Annotated in this window: 13 protein-coding genes and 5 pseudogenes; 10 read left to right on the forward strand and 8 right to left on the reverse strand. The window is 53.8% G+C overall.

Features of this window, described 5'->3' with window-relative positions:
- Window positions 1-50: 50 nt before the first annotated feature.
- Window positions 51-641, reverse strand: coding sequence for an SDR family NAD(P)-dependent oxidoreductase (locus EAH74_RS11040; protein ID WP_140678262.1), 591 nt, complete (start codon window positions 639-641; stop codon window positions 51-53).
- Window positions 642-1,046: 405 nt separating this feature from the next.
- On the opposite strand from EAH74_RS11040, the gene EAH74_RS11045 reads away from it, so the two are divergent.
- Both EAH74_RS11045 and EAH74_RS11050 read left to right on the forward strand, forming a co-directional pair.
- Window positions 1,047-1,994, forward strand: a complete 948-nt coding sequence (locus tag EAH74_RS11045) for a SphA family protein (protein WP_240050494.1) — start codon at window positions 1,047-1,049, stop codon at window positions 1,992-1,994.
- Between the two features lie 98 nt (window positions 1,995-2,092).
- A complete protein-coding gene (locus tag EAH74_RS11050; RefSeq protein WP_140678264.1) occupies window positions 2,093-3,640 on the forward strand; it encodes a methyl-accepting chemotaxis protein in 1,548 nt (515 codons plus the stop codon).
- Window positions 3,641-3,733: 93 nt separating this feature from the next.
- Here the strand turns inward: EAH74_RS11050 and antC are convergent, their stop codons facing one another.
- Genes antC through antA form a run of 3 tightly spaced genes read right to left on the reverse strand, consistent with a single transcriptional unit; the run spans window position 3,734 to window position 6,659 of the window.
- Entirely contained in the window at window positions 3,734-4,765 is a 1,032-nt protein-coding gene (gene antC, locus EAH74_RS11055) for an anthranilate 1,2-dioxygenase electron transfer component AntC (RefSeq protein ID WP_140678265.1), read from the reverse strand.
- A gap of 18 nt (window positions 4,766-4,783) precedes the next feature.
- Window positions 4,784-5,272: an anthranilate 1,2-dioxygenase small subunit gene (gene antB / locus EAH74_RS11060; RefSeq protein ID WP_140678267.1), complete on the reverse strand. Its 489-nt coding sequence runs from the start codon at window positions 5,270-5,272 to the stop codon at window positions 4,784-4,786.
- 1 nt (window position 5,273) lies between these two features.
- Window positions 5,274-6,659 carry an anthranilate 1,2-dioxygenase large subunit gene (gene antA / locus EAH74_RS11065; protein WP_140678269.1) on the reverse strand — a complete coding sequence of 462 codons (1,386 nt, stop codon included), beginning with the start codon at window positions 6,657-6,659 and terminating at the stop codon, window positions 5,274-5,276.
- A gap of 239 nt (window positions 6,660-6,898) precedes the next feature.
- Between antA and EAH74_RS11070 the strand changes: the two genes are divergently transcribed.
- Both EAH74_RS11070 and EAH74_RS11075 read left to right on the forward strand, forming a co-directional pair.
- Entirely contained in the window at window positions 6,899-7,906 is a 1,008-nt protein-coding gene (locus tag EAH74_RS11070; RefSeq protein WP_205012906.1) for an AraC family transcriptional regulator, read from the forward strand.
- A gap of 145 nt (window positions 7,907-8,051) precedes the next feature.
- Window positions 8,052-8,492, forward strand: a complete 441-nt coding sequence (locus EAH74_RS11075; RefSeq protein ID WP_140678271.1) for a CBS domain-containing protein — start codon at window positions 8,052-8,054, stop codon at window positions 8,490-8,492.
- A gap of 240 nt (window positions 8,493-8,732) precedes the next feature.
- On the opposite strand, the pseudogene EAH74_RS11080 reads toward EAH74_RS11075, so the two are convergent.
- Window positions 8,733-8,969, reverse strand: a pseudogene (locus tag EAH74_RS11080) (NAD(P)(+) transhydrogenase (Re/Si-specific) subunit beta); the annotation flags it as partial.
- Window positions 8,970-9,284: 315 nt separating this feature from the next.
- On the opposite strand from EAH74_RS11080, the pseudogene EAH74_RS11090 reads away from it, so the two are divergent.
- Window positions 9,285-9,371 (forward strand): annotated as a pseudogene (locus EAH74_RS11090) (CBS domain-containing protein); the annotation flags it as partial.
- A 153-nt stretch (window positions 9,372-9,524) separates the two neighbouring features.
- Here the strand turns inward: EAH74_RS11090 and EAH74_RS11095 are convergent.
- Window positions 9,525-10,817, reverse strand: a pseudogene (locus EAH74_RS11095) (aldehyde dehydrogenase family protein); the annotation flags it as partial.
- Window positions 10,818-11,060: 243 nt separating this feature from the next.
- Here EAH74_RS11095 and EAH74_RS11100 point away from each other — a divergent pair.
- Window positions 11,061-11,660 (forward strand): annotated as a pseudogene (locus EAH74_RS11100) (transposase); the annotation flags it as partial.
- Between the two features lie 135 nt (window positions 11,661-11,795).
- Here the strand turns inward: EAH74_RS11100 and EAH74_RS33675 are convergent.
- Window positions 11,796-11,936: pseudogene (locus tag EAH74_RS33675) on the reverse strand (BPSL0761 family protein); the annotation flags it as partial.
- A 272-nt stretch (window positions 11,937-12,208) separates the two neighbouring features.
- Window positions 12,209-13,114 (reverse strand): LysR family transcriptional regulator, encoded by a 906-nt coding sequence (locus EAH74_RS11110; protein WP_140678275.1) that lies wholly within the window; start codon window positions 13,112-13,114, stop codon window positions 12,209-12,211.
- A gap of 97 nt (window positions 13,115-13,211) precedes the next feature.
- Here EAH74_RS11110 and EAH74_RS11115 point away from each other — a divergent pair, with 97 nt between their 5' ends.
- From EAH74_RS11115 to EAH74_RS33840, 4 genes are all read left to right on the forward strand, one after another.
- Complete coding sequence (locus tag EAH74_RS11115; RefSeq protein WP_140678277.1) at window positions 13,212-13,997, forward strand: SDR family NAD(P)-dependent oxidoreductase; 786 nt, start codon at window positions 13,212-13,214, stop codon at window positions 13,995-13,997.
- A 299-nt stretch (window positions 13,998-14,296) separates the two neighbouring features.
- Window positions 14,297-15,697 (forward strand): aspartate aminotransferase family protein, encoded by a 1,401-nt coding sequence (locus EAH74_RS11120; protein ID WP_140678279.1) that lies wholly within the window; start codon window positions 14,297-14,299, stop codon window positions 15,695-15,697.
- A 70-nt stretch (window positions 15,698-15,767) separates the two neighbouring features.
- Window positions 15,768-17,135 (forward strand): glutamine synthetase family protein, encoded by a 1,368-nt coding sequence (locus EAH74_RS11125; RefSeq protein ID WP_140678281.1) that lies wholly within the window; start codon window positions 15,768-15,770, stop codon window positions 17,133-17,135.
- A gap of 270 nt (window positions 17,136-17,405) precedes the next feature.
- Window positions 17,406-17,582, forward strand: a complete 177-nt coding sequence (locus tag EAH74_RS33840) for an amidase family protein (RefSeq protein ID WP_140678283.1) — start codon at window positions 17,406-17,408, stop codon at window positions 17,580-17,582.
- Window positions 17,583-17,754: the final 172 nt, after the last annotated feature.

Raw genomic sequence — 17,754 nt, forward strand, 5'->3', positions numbered from 1 at the left:
GGAGCCTTTGAGCTTCGCCGTTCTTTTCGAGCGGCGAAGTACGCCTACTGCTATGACACGTATCTTGCCGCAGGAATGATGGTTCCGAAACATTGCAGAGTGACCATGACCCCGGCCGGGGCAAGTTCTTTGGATGCGGCCTGAGTCAGCGCACGCACAGCCATTTTTGACGCGGTGAGGATATCCACCAAAGCCGGGTTTTCATGCCCTGCGCTGGACGATACGTTGATGATCGTGCCTTTTTGGTTTCGCTGACGAAATTTATCCGCCGCGGCCTGAATACCCCAAAGTGTGCTTTGAATGCTGTGACTGATCAGTCGTTCGACTTCTTCATAACCGATATCAGCGTCTGCGTGCTCTCTTTCGAAGACAGGGTTATTGACCATGATGTCGAAGTTTCCGAATGTTTTTTCCGCATGGTCGACTGCGTCCCGAAGTTGTTCCTGTCGGGTGATATCGGTCAAGAAAATTGACACGCGACGACCTATCGCTGTGATCCCGTCGGCCGTGTCCTTCAGCGACGCTGCGTCCCTATCGACCAACACGATATCAGCCCCCTCTTTGGCCAAGCGCAGGGCGATTCCCCGGCCGGTGCTCTGTCCAGCACCCGTTACAAGTGCAATTTTTCTCGGGCTATTCATATGAAGTTATTGATGCTCTCGGATAATTATCTGAAAAACTCTAATGCTACTTATTTGGGTGAGGCCGGAGCCTGCCAAACAAGCAGCCTTGTATTTTAAATGCAGGGTGCAATTCCGTCGTCTGAAACAAATGATCTATTGGTTTTAGTTGCACGTAGCGGACAGTCTATGCAGTTGTCGGATAGTCAGAAAGAGGCGGGGTGATCATGATCAGCTCAGCCGCACGATAAAAAAGGTGGCTGTAAAAACACAAATGTCTGCTGAACATCCTATAGGTATTGAGAGTTGTTGATGCTGTGGCTTGTGCGGCGACGGTTCAGCGTTATGTGTTAACGGATGGCCTTTACGTACCGGTTGCTACGTTCAACCACTCCGCCTTTAGCCTTGCTGCAAGTGGAGAGCGTCATGACAATAAAAATAAAACTGCTATCAGTATGTGTGTTGGGTACTGGCCTCTTGGGAATTGAACCCGTGCAGGCGTATGACCTACCGGTAGTCAATCTGGGTTTAACCAGTTTTCTCGATGGCGCCCCGCCAGCGGGGGCGGGGTGGTACTTTCAGGAATACTTCCAGAACTACAGTGCTAATCGTTTTCGAGATCAAAATGGCAAGGCGTTGGGTTTGCCCAAGCAAGAGCTGGATTATCAGGTCGCCGTGACACAAGTCAGCTATTTTTCCGATCTTCGCTTGGGCAACGCGACGCTGGGCATGAATGCTGTGCTTCCTTTTGTAACCAGCATGGATGTTGATGACGGACTGAATAATGCGGCGCTAAAGGCTCAAAGTGGTGTGGGTGATCTTCTATTGGGTCCGATGATCCAGTTTGATCCGATCATGGGACCCGATGGGCCGCGTTTCGCGCACCGCATTGAGTTGCAGGTGAACGTGCCGACTGGCAAATACGACAGTAAGCATGACATCAACCCGGGCGCCAACGCTTGGTCGTTTGACCCCTATTGGGCGGCCACTTATTGGATTACCCCAAAATGGACGGCGTCAGTTCGTGCTCACTACCTTTACAACGGCAAGAACGATGATCCGGGCCCAGGGTTTGGTGGCGCCGACGATATGCAAGCCGGCCAGGCTTTACACGCAAACTTTGCTACTGAGTATGCGGTGACGCCACAGCTGCGCCTGGGTATCAATGGCTATTGGCTGAAGCAAATCACCGATACCAAAGTTGACGGTCATGAGGTTTCCGGCCGTCGCGAAAAGGTATGGGCTGTCGGGCCTGGGGCGATGTACAGCTTTTCCAAGGAGGATCATGTGTTTGTAAATGCGTACTTCGAACAGGACGTCGAGAACCGTCCTGAAGGTAGTCGTGTGCAAGTGCGGTATGTCCATCACTTTTAAGACCGCCACAGTCATTGTGCTCCATAGTTTTCAATTACTTTGGTCTTCTGCCTGCCCCTAGGGGCAGGCTTTTTTTTTCCTTTTTGGGACTCTCATCCATGTCTGCATCTCCTACTTCTTCTGACAATGATGTTCTGATATGTCGTACCGACCTGCAGGGGCGCATTACGCACAGTAGCGAAGCGTTTATCAAACTTAGCGGGTATACGAGTAAGGAGCTGTTGCAACAGTCAAGCAATCTTCTGAAGCACCCTGATATGCCTGCACATATTTTCAGTTGCCTGTGGAGCGCGCTGCAACAAAGCAAACCTTGGATGGGACTTTTGAAGAACAGGCGCAAGGACGGTTCAACGTACTGGCTGAACGTCTACATAAAACCAGTGTTCGGCGATGATGGGATTCAGGCTTATGGGGCTGTCTATAGCTCACCCTCGCAAACGCAATGTGAGCGTGCAGAAAAACTTTACTCGCGATTGAAATCTGGAGGCGGCGCTCTGCAGTGGAGCTCTCATATCCATCAACTGGTGGGAGCTGCATTACCGAGCCTGCCGCTTGGATTACTGTTGGCGGCAGGCCTTTGGCAACTGAACTCCCATTTGGCTCAGAGCGCTTTGGTTATTGCTGGATCGCTCGTTATGGCGGGTATTCAGGATTGGCGGCAGACCCGAGCCGTCAAGCAGGTTTTTGTGGCGCATCCCAAAGCGTTTGCCGATCGATTGACCGCGAAAATTTACAGCAGCGCGCCAGGTATTGCAGCATTGATGGAGATGGCCCTGGTGGCCGAAGAACGTCGCCTGCAAAGCGCATTGTCACGAATAGGGACGACCGGGGGCGTCGTAGAGCAGCAGGTGGTCGAGCTTGCCCAGTTGATCCAGGGCGAAACTCTGCGCCTCGAACGTCAACGCGATGAAACCGACTTGTCGGTGACCGCCCTCAGCGAGTTGGGTGCCACCATTCAGGAAGTTGCCAGCAACGTTCAGGCCACCAATCTGGCCACTCAGGAAGCTGTCCGGCTTGCCAATCATGGCGAACAATTGTCCGGCAAAAGCCTCGATGCGATGCAGCAGCTCAGTACATCAGTTGGGGATATTGCACTGGCGGTTCAACAACTGGCCAGCTCTACCGAGTCCATTGGCGCTATTACCAACATCATCAGTTCGATTGCCGGACAAACTAATCTACTGGCTCTGAACGCGGCTATTGAAGCAGCTCGCGCCGGCGAAGCGGGCAGGGGGTTCAGTGTCGTTGCCGACGAGGTACGGCAACTGGCAACTCGGACTCAGGAAGCAACACAGCAAATCCAACCGCTGTTACTGCAACTGCGTAATGCCACAGAACGCACTGTACAACTGACCAATGAGGGGCGGGAGTTCGCGCGAAACAGTACGAGTGAGGTGGAATCAGTCCAAGGTAATTTGGCTGGAGTGAGTTTGTCACTGACCCAAATATCTGGCATGAGCATGCAGATTGCATCCGCCATGGAGCAACAATCCCAAGTGGTCGAGAGCTTGTCACAACAAGTTATGCAAGTGGCCGAGCTGTCGACGCAAAGCGTTGATAAGGCATTGGACGGTCAGCGGATTGGCGAGGATCTGCTCGCTCAGGCCAAAGCGCTACGGCATTTGGCAGATCGTTTTGATCGCTGAAAGTTCGACGGTGGGGTATTGATCAGCAGCGTCGGCGGATGATGAAAAAAGCACAGGAATATCTGGTCTGCACCAGATATTCCTCATGCAATCTCAATGCTTGGAATTGCTCTCGATGAATTTTTCGTAATACATCTGGAACCGCTCAATCTTCTGATCGCTGAACCAGGTTTTAATCGCTTCGACCATCGGCGGGGGACCGCACAGGTAAATGTCGAATGGATTGGCTTCGAACGACTGGCGGTCGAAGTGATCAGGAATCCAGCCGGTTTTACCTTTCCAGTGTTCTGATGGCTTCGACACCACCAAGTGATAATCGAAGTTCGCGATTCTGTCGCGATAATCAGCCAGGCGTTGAGTTTCGCAGAGGTCATTATCCTGCGTGACGCCATAGAACAGTTGGATCGGGTGTCCGCAACCACCTTTTTCGGCAATGGTATCCAGCATTCCGAGGAAGGCCGATAGGCCGGTTCCTCCTGCCACCAGGACGAGAGGCTTACTGACCTGACGTAGATAAAAGCTACCCAAAGGCGCCTCGAACTCGAGCATTTCTCCGGGGCGGCAATGCTCGCGGATGAAGTTGCTCATCACTCCATCAGGCAACAGCCTGATGAGAAACTGAAGCTGGTTACTGGTGTTGGGTCGGTTGGCAAATGAGTAGGAGCGCCACTCATCGGTGCCAGGTACATGCAGTCGAGCGTATTGCCCCGGAAGAAAGTCCAATTGCTGGGAGTGGGAGCAGGCATCTAGATGAAGGATCGCCGTGGTGGCCGAAACCTGCTCTACACCAGTTATCACCGCTTGCAGTAACTGAGTGGCCCCAGCGTTGCACAAGCTCGAATCGAAGTCGAAATAGAACGAGGCATCCGATTGTACGCGGGTCTGGCAAGAGAGCATCTTGCGTTGCGCCAGGTCCTGTTCGGAAAGGGCCTCGTCATCGACGTAATCTTGAGTGTATTGGCCTGATTCGCAGCGCCCCTGGCAGGTCCCGCAAACACCTTCGCGACAGTCCAGGGGGATGTTTACGCCATTGCGTAGCGCGGCGTCGAGCAGCAACTCGTTTGGCTTGACCTCGAAGAACGAGGTCTTGCCGTCGGCGAAGCTGAAAGCGACTTTATGATTCATGACAGCGTGCTCCTCAGCTCACAGGTGATAGAAATCAAGCACTGAGTTGATGGTGTCGTTGAGCAATACGATGTGCTTGCGAGTGATCTTCCAGCTTTCCGCGACGGGTTTGAGGTGGTAGGTCACATGGCCGTAGAACTGCTCGGACAACCCTTGTCGTGTGAAGAGCGTGACCCATGCTGCCTTGACTTCAAGTAGTCCGTTATCGAGCTCGTTGATGCGCACATTGCTGATTTGATGCAAGGTGCGCGGCATCGGCGTTGAAGCCGCCGACTTACCGGTGCGCAAACGAAACACGCGATCTTCCAGGCCGGAGCGGTTCGAGTAGTAAATCAGCGACATGCCGCGCTTGGGGTCGGTGGTGTACACATGCTCTGACTCCCATTGCGGCAGGTGGAATTCACTCTGCTCATCAAACAGAGCGATATAGGCGTCCCAGTTCTGTTGATCACACAGCTCGGCTTTGCGGTAGAGAAATTGTTCGACGGAATACTGTAGTGCGGTCATTTCACACCTCCTTCAACTTCAGGGCTTTTTGTTCCAGACCTTGCAGAAGGAAGCGCTGCCAGGATCCGTGCTGATTGATGTAGAGCCCTTCATGGGTGAACTCGGTGCCGGTCAGTACCGGGTTGATACCCAGAACCTCGCTGTTAGGGGTGGGACCTTTGACCCATTTTTCACTGCCGCGAGACACTTCGTTCCAGCGCTCGAGGCGGGCCTGGAATCCGCGCTGGGCTTCGCGAAACTCAACCAGGTCGTCCGGGGTTCCCATGCCTGAAACGTTGAAAAAATCCTCGAACTGGCGAATACGGTTTTCCCGGTCCGCGTCGGACTCACCCTTAACGCCGATGCATTGGCTGGTGATCTCTGTCTTGTTCCAGGCCACCGGGCGCACGATACGCAGCTGCGAGCTGATCTGATCCATAAAGAACAGGCTCGGGTAGATGTTGAGGTTGCGCAGACGGTGCATCATCCACTCGGCTTGCTGCTGGCCGTACTCCTCCACCAGACGCGGCATGACTGTGGCATAACCGGCGCGTACGGATGGGTTAGGCATGTCGCTGAACAAGAGGCTGTGGCCATTCTTGAACGAGAACCAGCCGTCGTCAGTTTCTGCATCGCCGGCGCCCAGTTTGCTGTAGTCCAATGTGTCAGAGACGCCGCCATTGGCTGCATTGACTTGTTGGCGATGTTGCACCGTGGAGACGTAGTTGTAGTGCACCGTGCTGACGTGATAACCGTCCAGACCGTTTTCGTGCTGCAGTTTCCAGTTGCCGTCGTAGCTATAGGTTGACTTGCCGGGCAGTATTTCCAACTCGCCAGTGGGGGATTGCGCGACCATCATGTCGAAGAACACTTTGGCATCGCCGAGGTAGTCTTCCAACGAGTCGCTGCCGTTGACGTCCAGGCTAATGAAGACGAAGCCCTTGTAGCTCTCGATCCGGGCTTTCTTCAGGCCGCGGGTGGCCTTGTCGAAACCTTCCGGATACTCCCCCGGGGCCTTGACCTTGACCAGGCGACCATCACTTTTGTAACACCAGGCATGGAACGGGCAGGTGAAGGTGGACTGGTTCCCTTTACTGACGCGTGTCAGGGTCGCGCCCCGATGCTGACAAGCGTTGATCAGCGCGTGGAACTGGTTGTTGCCGTCGCGGGTGATGATCATCGGCTGACGACCTGCACGCATCGTCAGAAAGTCATTGGGATTGGCGATTTCACTCTCGTGGCAGGCGTAGATCCAGTTCTTCTCGAAGATCAGTTCCATCTCCAGGTCGAACAGTTCCGGCTCGGTGAACATGTCACGGGCGACGCGGTAAATACCTTCGGCTGGCCGAAAATCCAGGCAACCCTGAATGTATTCCTGCCACTGAGTAATGCTTTTAGCGCTGTTCATCAGGTACACCCTTTTTGTAGTTTTAGGCTCACCCCGATTGAATGCCTTTCTGTGCGGTGCAACTATCCGCATTTGAGGCGATATCTATCCGTTTCTGAGGGGCGGAGCTGGCTTTTCGTGAGGATGAATCGACAAGGTTTATTTGTGCGTTTTTTTGATCATTTTTGCATTATGCGGATAGCGATCCTGAGGCCTTGGAAGTACGGTTGCAGTTAATCTGTAACCACTGTGGTGCTGCGATGAATCTGCAAACTCATGCGGGAACCGATGTTGAATTTCAAGACATCCATGCGGTACGTCATGACCTGCAGAGTGCGCAGGCCTGGATGGCGAACATTTGCGGCCCCCACGAGCTCAAGGCCTCGTGTCCACAACGTATTCATTTTCAACATGCCGGAAACGTTTTGAAGTCGATGTCTACGGTGATTGGGTATATCGAATATGGTACCGATGTCACTATCGATATTGATGCGTCGGTACTCAACAGCTATAGCATCAGTCTACCCATCAGTGGCGAACAGGAACTGCGAAAATCAAATGGCTTACTGATGTCCGATAGCGATAACGGGTTGATCGTATCGCCGTATGATCAGCAAGAGCTTTCTATTACCGGCAATTGTCGGAAAATTCAGGTTGCAATAAAATGTGCAGCGATGCGCCAAGTGCTGGAAGAACTGCTACAGCGTCCTACTCAACAACCAGTTGTCTTCGAAACGAGAATAGGTGCAAGTGAGGGCGCGCCTGCAGCCTGGTGGCGGTTGGTCAAATACCTGCTTGTGGAGATGGAGCAGGCGCGTAACTTCTTTGGTCATATCTCCGTGACTCGCGATATTGAAAAAGCGCTGATCAAGGGTTTTATATTGTCGCAGCCCAATAATTACTCGAGCGAATTGGCTGGACTTTCGCAAATTCGATGTCCTGAACATTTGTTAAAAGCCAAGAAGCTTATACATGAACATGCCAGCGATGAAGTTAATTTGGACGAGGTCGGTCGGGCGGTGGGGGTGTCCCGCTTCAAACTCCATGATGATTTCAAGAAGTACTTCGGCGTCACACCGACTGTGTACTTGAAGCGTTTTCGGCTGGAGGCAGTAAGACAGGCGCTACTAGAAGGCGGATGCAATGGAAATATTACTGCGGTGGCGATGCAGTGGGGATTTAACCACTTGGGTCGTTTCTCGTCGGACTACAAAAAATTGTTTTTGGAAGTGCCATCAAAGACAGTTGAACGAAGTCGAAAGCATTGATCGCGGCGGAGAGTTCTTACATTAGATTGTAGTCTGTGTTGGTTCTTCTTCTGACTCGAACGTCTTTTATTGTTTGTTGGGGTTGTTTGCTGGATGAGCGCCCGGTGCGGGGTGTTGCTCTTGAGAAAAATAAGAGGGCTCTATTATGAAAAATGTTGCGCAATTACTTTGTTTGAAGCCCGAATGTAATAATGATGTTTACACTGTTGCACCGGATCAAATGGTTATCGAGGCCATCAGGACCATGGCTGAGCGGAATGTTGGCGCGCTACCTGTCGTAGAAAATGGAGTCGTTATCGGTGTTATCAGTGAGCGAGACTACGCGCGGAAGATGATACTACAGGGGCGTTCCTCCGCGGGCACACCCATCAGGACGATTATGAGTTCACCCGTAATAACGGTGGACCCTCGTCAGAGCATTGAGACTTGCATGGGAATCATGACCGAACGTCATCTTCGTCATCTGCCTGTTGTAGAAAACGAAAAACTACTTGGCTTGCTGTCGATTGGTGATCTGGTCAAGGCTGCAATTACAGAACAAGCAGACCTGATTCTGCAACTCGAACAGTATATTCGCGGTCACTAATTTCCTGCCCACGGCGCAAGAAATTGTGCGCGGGCAAAAAAGGGATTCCTGGAAAATGAGCAGGGCTGTGAGGTAACAACCTCACTTCTGAATGGCGAAAGCGCTATCAGGCGTTCACTGACGAACAGCGACGGGCCTAGCGACTCCTGTTGGCGGGCGAACTCTGGATGAGGGGGGCCCTCTCATTAGCCTCGGTCTAATGAAGGCCGAGGCTTTTTAGGGGGGGCGCTGGAGCAGGTTTTACTCGACGGCTTTGACCATGTCTTCGATGATTTTCTTGGCGTCGCCAAAGACCATCATGGTATTGACGAGAGAGAAGAGCTCGTTGTCCAGACCGGCATAGCCGCTGGCCATCGAGTGCTTGTTGACGATGATGGTCTTGGCCTTGAACGCTTCGAGAGTCGGCATGCCGACAATTGGCGATTTCGGATCGTTTTTGGCCGCTGGGTTGGCCACGTCGAATATTCCGCGCAACAGTTTCAGCCTGTTGAACGTCTCTGAGTACAGGACGGCGGCCTGAATAAGGCGTGGCATTTTTTCTGATACCTTTTGGCTAATACACCACCTAGGTTGCATGGGATTTAGGGTGCCTCGTAAACTTTTTTTGCAAATTGCGCGATAGCGTTTGCCATTTCACGAGGACGTTCCGGGGCCATGGCGTGTCCTGCACCAGCGATAGTTTTGTGTTCAACCCGATCTCCAAGCATAGACTTCAAGATGTTTGGTAGTACGACCGCATCCTTCTCTGCCTGTAGATCCAGAATGGGCACAACTGCACCTGCCGACCAATAGCTGTCGATTGGAGATCTGGTCAAGGCTGCAGTGACAGAACAGGCACACCTGATTGTGCAACTCGAACAGTATATTCGCGGACATTGATTGCCTGTCCCCGGCGCAAGAAATCGCGGGCAGGCAAAAAAAGCGACTTGTGGCACATGAATAGGAGAGGGGCTGTGAGGCAATAACCTCACAGCCCTGGTTGCATTCTGTCCGGCCGCAAGCGTTGTCTTTCTTGTGGCGAGACGAGGGGCTCTACGTACGCGCAGAGTTATCAGGCAATCCGCCAAACCCAACGATCGCTTTCGTTTCCAGGTATTCCTCCAAACCGAAGACACCATACTCACGACCATTGCCAGACCGCTTGTAGCCACCGAAGGGCGCCATTGGATTCCACGCAGGGTAATTCAGATGCACTTGCCCCGCGCGGATACGAGAAGCCACTGCACGCGCCAAATCAAGATCTTGAGACTGAACATGGGCGCCCAGCCCATAAACCGTATCGTTCGCGATAGCGACCGCCTCATCGATCGTTTCATACGCAATGATGCACAGCACCGGCCCGAAGATTTCCTCCTGGGCGATCCGCATGGCGGTATCCACCTCGGAGAAAACTGTCGGTCTGGCATAGAAGCCCTTTTCCAAACCCGCCACACGTCCTGGTCCGCCACAAACGAGTTTTGCGCCCTCATTCAGGCCAGCCTCGATCAGTGCTTGCACGCGGTTGAACTGGGCTTCATTGGCAATGGGGCCAAGTACGGTCTCTGGCGATTGCGGATCGCCAACGATGATCGCATTGGCCGTTGCGGCAGCCAGCGATTCGACCTCCGCCAGCCGGTCCTTTGGAACGATCATTCTGGTTGGGGCGCTACATGATTGTCCGACGTTGCGAAACGCAGCCATCACGCCCAATGGGACGGCGTTGGCAAAGTCGGCATCGGGAAGCAGAATGTTCGGGGATTTTCCTCCCAGCTCTTGCCCGACACGCTTCACCGTAGGGGCGGCCGCCTGTGCGACCAGCGCGCCGGCGCGGTTTGAGCCGGTAATCGAAATCATGTCGATATCCGGGTGTTCAGCCATTGCAGCGCCGACCTCGTGGCCACTGCCGTTCACAAGGTTGAAGACGCCAGGCGGAAGACCCGCATCATGGACCACTTGTGCAAAGAGCAGGGCGCTTAGAGGCGACAGTTCACTTGGTTTGAGGACCACCGTGCATCCGACAGCGATAGCCGGGGCGACTTTCGCGGTGATCTGGTAAAGCGGCCAGTTCCACGGGGTGATAAGGCCACAGACGCCTATAGGTTCGCGTTCGATCGCGGTCCCGCCCTCGATCGTCTGGAAACGATAGGTGGACAGCACATCGCGTGCGACCCGAACGTGTTCGGCCGCCGCAGGCACTTGCATTGCCCGTGCAGAAGCGATGGCCGAGCCCATTTCGAGAGAGATCGCCTGCGCAAAAACCTCTTTTCGCTCAAGGATAAGGTCATGGATCTTACCCAGGAAATGCGCGCGCAACTCAGTGGAAGTGCCAGACCAACCCGAATTTGCGACTCAGGTGCAGACGATCGAGCAGGCGGCTGCCAGGACGGAGCACGTTGAACATCGTTGAATTCCTTTTAAGGCGCGGCTGCGATGAGTGTTTGAAATCACCCGTCGCCCGCATTGCGTGGGCGACGGACTGGCTTCAATTCCTTTGCTTGTGACTCATCAGCATTGAGGCGAGGGCGGGCAGTAGCAGGAGAGCACCGATCATGTTCCAGATGAAAATCAGCATGAGCAGCAGGCCCATGACCTGTACGCGGCAAGTATTACTACCTCTATCTGATCGAAGATATTTACAGCCGCAAGGCCGTGGGCTGGGAGGTCTACGACGCGGAAAGCGGCGAGAAAGCCGCTGCGTTACGGCAACGCAGCGTGATCGGCGAGCAGTGTTTACGCGAGCCGCTGGTGCTGCACTCGGACAACGGCGCGCCGATGAAGTCGGTGACGCTGTTGAGCAAGATGTACGAACTGGGCATCACGCCCTCGCGGGGCCGACCGCGGGTGAGCAACGATAATCCGTACTCGGAGTCGTTGTTTAGAACGCTGAAATACTGCCCGCAATGGCCGCAGGACGGCTTTGCCAGTTTGGACGCCGCACGAGCTTGGGTGAGGGATTTCATGCGTTGGTACAACAACGAACACCGGCATAGCCGTATCCGCTTCGTCACACCGGCTGAGCGGCATCGAGGACTGGACCATCAGGTCCTGGCCCGGCGACATGAGCTGTACGAACGAGCTAAAGAGAAAAAGCCGGAACGGTGGTCGGGTCGAACACGTAACTGGGAGCCGATCGGTACCGTGTTGTTGAACCCGGATCGAGAGCAACAGGTTGAGAAAAGAGCGGCATAGTTAGACGGTTGACGCGACAACTACCTTGAAAAACGCCGCTATAACTGGATCCGGCCACATCAATTTAACGATGGGTTGGCCCCGGCGAGAACTGAAGAAAAACTCAAAACAGTGTCCGGTACATGCCAAGGCCACGTCATCACGCGTTGGAAAGTGTCGTAACAAAAACTTAGCATCACGCCTTACTCGATCTGGAGGGGAGTTATCTCGGCTTAGCTCAACTAGAAATTCGCGGGTCTGCACCACCGCGCGGGAACGCTCGTCTGGCATCATCATTTTTCATCTCTATGAGGGCGGGTGTGCACTGTCTCTGTCTCTGTCGCTTGTAGCCTAAAGCCCATCGCTCATTGGCTGGTAATTCTCCGGAATTTCTAATTCTACGTCGATGTACTTGGCTTGCGAGACCAAACCGATAAATGACCGGCTGCAAGTAAAGTTTCTCGAAAATACGGAAACCGTTTTTTCAAGAAGTTAGTTCTCTAGTTTTCAACTTTTTAGTTCGGAGTTCTGTTGGCGACCACTAAGAATGCCCCGTAATTTTTGACTCCTCAAACACGACGAGGCTCGCCCTGGACAATTTCGCGCATCAGACTCAGGTAACGACTCGCTCCCAGCCCCAGAGGTCGGTTCTTTACCCAGATGATATCGACCCATAACCGCATCTGACTCGGCATGTTGTCAAACACCACCTCCGTCAATGCGCCCGAAGTAATTAGAGGTTGTACCAGTGGTTGTGGAAGATAAGCCCAGCCCAATCCTTGCTGCACCAGATCCAGCGTTGCCATATAACTGTCGCTGAGCCAAATCCGCCGCGACAGCACAACACGTGGGTCAGAGTCTGTAGGTCCTCCAGTAGCTACTATGATCTGTCGAATGTTTACCAGTTGCTCTTCACCTAAAGGGCTTTTCTTGCCGGCGGCTGCAGGATGATCTGGAGATGCAACTGCTACTAACAACTGGCTTCCCGCTTCAAGAAACGTCTCCCGCTCGTCAAGCCCTGGTCGTTCAAATCCAAGTGCCAATTGCACACGCCCTTCATGGAGCATGCGAATTGCCTCCGGATGGGAAGCGGAGCGAATCTCGATTTCAAGCGTAGGAAACTCTCTGGCGATAATTGACAGCGGGCGATTCCATACGCCGGTTTGCAGCTCCGGCGCCATCGCAAGGGTTAAGCGCCCCTCCAACCCCTGATGAAGCTGGAGGGCATGCGCGTCCAGCAGGTTTAACTGGCTCGCGACCTGTCTTGCTTGGGGCTCAAGTGCTTTGGCGGCTGCTGTAGGAATGGCTTTGCGGGTTGATCGGTCAAAAAGCAAGAGATCCAACTCTGCTTCAAGCTGTGACACAGCCATGTTGATAGCGGAGGGAACCCGGCCTAATTTTCGTGCGGCGGCGGAAAAGGAGCCGCTGTCCACGACCGAGAGGAAAACTTTAAGTGACTCGCTGGTAAACGCCATTATGGTTGTCAAATTTTCTGATAATGATCGTCTTTATTTATCAGATTTATTAGCCTAATTTCTACTCCTATTACAAATTAAGTACGTGGGGAACACCATGTTGGGTACGGAATTGAGGGGGCATGTAGCACTTGTCAGTGGTGCCGGAAGTGAAGCAGGTATTGGTATGGCGATCGCTCGCAGGCTAGGTGCATCTGGGGCGAAGTTGATCGTCACCGCCAGCAGCAACCGCATCGCGGATCGGGTTTCAGAGCTACGCGTCGAGGGGGTTGAAGTTGAAGGCCGGCCAGTTGATCTCACCGATGAAAGTCAGGTGCGTGAATTCAGCATATGGGCAGAGTCAGTCTGGGGGCGGGTCGATATTCTGGTGAATAATGCGGGTATGGCCATGCAAGGAAGCCCCGAGATTTTCTCGGAGTTGGCAGCGATGGAGTTGCATGAATGGAATCTGTCACTGGCAAGAAACTTAACGACAGCTTTTCTTCTAACTCGAGCCGTTCTGCCCGGCATGAGGGCGCGAAATTACGGGCGCATTGTCAATATCAGTTCCACCACAGGCACCCGGTGCAGTAATCCAGGCGAAGCAGCTTATAGCGCCGCTAAGGCCGCGATGGTTGGCATGAGCATGGGCCTCGCACTTGAAGTCGCTAAGCAGGGGGTCACTGTAAACAGTGTTGCTCCCGGCTGGATCACGACGGGATCAACCTCACCCGCTGAAGCAGAGGCGGGGCGTTTCACCCCAATAGGGCGGGCGGGCAGTCCCCGCGAAGTGGCTGCGGCGGTTGCATTCCTGGCGTCTCCTGAATCCAGTTACATCACGGGTGAAGTCATCGTGGTGGATGGCGGGAACTGTTTGGTCGAGAACAAAGCCCCTCAAGCCTGAGGTCAGGACACGGCCGGTTTATTCTCTTTTGGCCGAAAGTAAAACAGAGAAATTTATCTACTCAAACTGGCTATTAACTTTGAATGCTTTCTAGTGCGATCAACGAATGATCCTAGGTGGGGTGGCGGCTATCACCGCGATATATAAAAGCGCGATATATCAAAGAGCAGGTAAGTTCACTGAGCAGCATTCATACGTCATTCAGGATCTGATAGAGGAGTGAGTACGGCGATGGATTGTTTCCTATCTGAGCGGCAACGACTTTTAATTAATTTGATAATTAACATAGGGTTTTGATCATGTCGAAAAGTGGAATTAGTGAATCAGCGATTGCTGCGTTTACCGCATCCGAGCGTGCCCGATTCATTGAAAACAACCCAACGTCAATGGCGCTGGCCAAGCGTGCTAAGGCTAATCTGTTCAATGGTGTTCCCATGCACTGGATGAGCGATTGGTCGATGCCTTCACCGCTCTTCGTCCAGCGAGCCAAAGGTGCGCGCTTCCAAGATGTTGACGATCATGAGTACGTTGATTTTTGCTTGGGCGATACAGGCACTATGTTTGGCCATTCGCCGGACCCTATTGCCCGCGCCATCGCAGAGCAAGCGAATAACGGCTTAACGACGATGCTTCCTGGCGAAGATGCGGTGGTCTGCGGAGAGTTGCTGGCTCAGCGATTTGGGCTGCCTTATTGGCAGGTCACCGCCAATGCTACTGACGCCAATCGTTATGTGCTGCGCTGGGCGCGAGCTATCACCAAACGCAATGTGTTGCTGGTGTTCGACGGCTGTTATCACGGCACGGTGGATGACGTGATGGTACGGTGCCGCGAGGGCAAAACAGTGCACCGTTCAGGTCTTGTGGGTCAAGCCTACGACTTGACCCAATACAGTCGATCTATCCCCTTCAACGATGTCGCCGCACTAGAGGCTGCTTTAGCCCAGGGCGATGTGTGCGCGCTGATGTGCGAGCCGGCGATGACGAACATAGGCATGGTCCTGCCCGATCCGGGATTCATGCAAAAGTGTCGAGAGTTGACCCTTAAATATGGCAGCCTGCTGGTCATTGATGAGACCCATACTATTTCTACCGGCATCGGTGGATGCACTCTCCAATGGGATTTGAAACCTGACTTTTTTGTGGTGGGTAAACCCATAGCAGGTGGCGTGCCCTGCGCTGTCTTTGGCGTGACCGAGCAAGTTGCGTTGGCAATGCACGACGCGCAGAAGACCGTTAGCGAAGAGAGCGGGGGGCATGGCCACAGTGGTATGGGAACGACGCTGTCCGCCAACGCGCTGGCGATGCGTTGCATGCGAGCCAATCTCGAAGAGGTCATGACAGAGTCTGCCTACCAGACCATGTTGCATTTCGCATCAGGATTGGCTAAGGGATTTCGATACTTGTTCAAGCAGCACCAACTAAATTGGTCGGTAACAGAGTTGGGCGCGCGGTGTGAGTTTCAATTCTGTGCCACCCCGCCAAGAACAGGCGCACAAGCCGAGGCGGCTTTTCATGACAGCCTTCAAATGGCTCTGCACCTGTATCTAATCAATCGCGGAATCCTGATCACGCCTTTTCACAACATGACGCTGTGCTGTCCACAGACAAGTTCATCGGATATCGACAGGCTGCTCGTTGAGTTGGATAACGCGCTAACCACGTTGCTTGCCATACCTGGGGCCCGGGTCATCCCTTCATAACTGGACGTCTAAAGACTCCACATTTCACAAATACTGCCAAGTCGCTTGAATGAGCGCTAAGAGGTTTGACATGCAATTTGCTGATAAAAAAGAGGCCGAAGATTATCTCGCCGCCCACCCAGAAGTGCTGAGCATCGAGTTGTTCCTTATCGATGCTAGCGGGGTTCCTCGTGGCAAACTGTTGCATCGCAACGAGCTACTGGCGATCTACGAAAATGGTCGGCCGCTGCCAAGCTCCATTCTCGCCTTGACCGTGCAGGGTGAAGACGTCGACGAGACGGGCTTGGTCTGGGATGTCGCTGACGCCGACTGCTGGACCTACCCTTTACCGGGAAGCCTGACCCTGCAACCTTGGCGCACCAATCCCACCGGCCAAGTGCAGGTGAGCATGCACCCGACCCAAGGTATTCCCGCCGCCCCGGCCGACCCACGCCATGTACTGGTGCACACCATCGAGCGGCTGAAAGCCGATGGATTCCATCCGGTAATGGCCGTTGAATTAGAGTTTTACCTGCTGGACCAGCAACGCGACGTCAACGGTCGACCGCAGCCGGCGTTGCAGACCAATGGGGTACGCCCTGTTGCTCCGCAGGTTTATGGCGTATACGAGCTGGAGCAGCTTCAACCGTTTCTTGATGACCTCTACGCGGCTTGCGCCCTACAGGGGTTGCCCGTGCGTACGGCGATATCCGAGTATGCTCCAGGCCAGGTCGAGTTGACTCTAGAGCATCGTTTCGACGCACTCCAGGCCATTGATGAAGGCGTACGTTACAAACGCTTGGTCAAAGGTGTGGCCAACAAACATGGGCTACAAGCGTGCTTCATGGCCAAGCCATTCAGCGATCAGGCCGGCAGCGGTATGCATTTGCACGTCAGTCTGGCCGACGAGGAGGGTCACAACCTGTATGCGAGCGAAGACCCACAGGGCACGCCGCTGTTGCGTCACTCCATTGGAGGGATGATGGCAACCTTGTTTGACTCGCTGGCGATATTTTGCCCCCATGCCAACTCATATCGCCGGTTCCAGACCGGCAGTTACGCGCCGCTGGCCAAAAGTTGGGGAGTCAACAATCGTACTGTGTCGTTCCGCGTGCCCGGCGGCCCTGCGATAAGCCGGCACATCGAACACCGCATTTGCGGTGCCGATGCCAACCCCTATCTCGCCGCCGCCGCAGTACTTGCGGGCATTCACTACGGCATCACTCATCAAAGCGATCCTGGAGCGGCGATTGAAGGCAATGGCTATGAGCAGGCGACCGATTTTCTACCCACCGACTGGCTTACAGCGTTGCAGGCACTGCAACGTTCAACGTGGGCACGCGAGGCGCTGGGAGCTGAGTTCCTAAAAGTGTTTCTGGCGATCAAGTGGCGCGAGTTCCGTAAATTCAATGCTGAGGTCGGGGAGCAGGACTGGCGCTGGTACCTCACTCACGCATGAGTGTTGGTCCGTCAGCGTGCCTTCGTAATAGATCGCTGACGGCAACGACTCAGGGGGCTTAACAGTGATGCCGCCTGGTGTATAACCCCGATTTTCGCTGGGTTATCGTTCGTGCATTGAGGATGGCTGTTGGCGCTGATATGGAATTTACCCAGTTGCCGAGAAGTCACTGACCCAGTCTGATTCCTCACTATCCGTTGCCTGTCCGGGGTTTGTGCTGATTTGGAGGTGGGTCAGTCTAGCGTCGGTAGGTGATTCAATTCGGCATCGGTGTCAACCAACCAGCGGTTCACGGAGGCGGTAAGTCACGCGGGATATCCTGCTATTTCCGTTCCGGCCGGTTTCACTTCCAACGGCTTGCCGGTCGGAATGCAAATCGCTGCGCCGCACGGGCGCGACGATGCGGTCCTGAACGCCGCAGCAGTCTTTGAGCAAGTTGCACCTTGAGCAGCGGTAAGGCCTCGTCTCTAAAAAATTCATAATTGCACTAATTATTTAGGCGCGAAAGTGCTCAACCAACCTGGAAGGATGCTACTCAATGGCTTGATGGCGAGGGCGGGATTTGAGGCCGCTTTCAGGAGTTGCGCACTTACCGTGCGGTGACACGCGACACCAGAGG

The sequence above is a fragment of the Pseudomonas mandelii genome (genome assembly GCF_006438925.1).
In the GTDB taxonomy this organism is placed as follows: Bacteria; Pseudomonadota; Gammaproteobacteria; order Pseudomonadales; family Pseudomonadaceae; genus Aquipseudomonas; species Aquipseudomonas mandelii_C.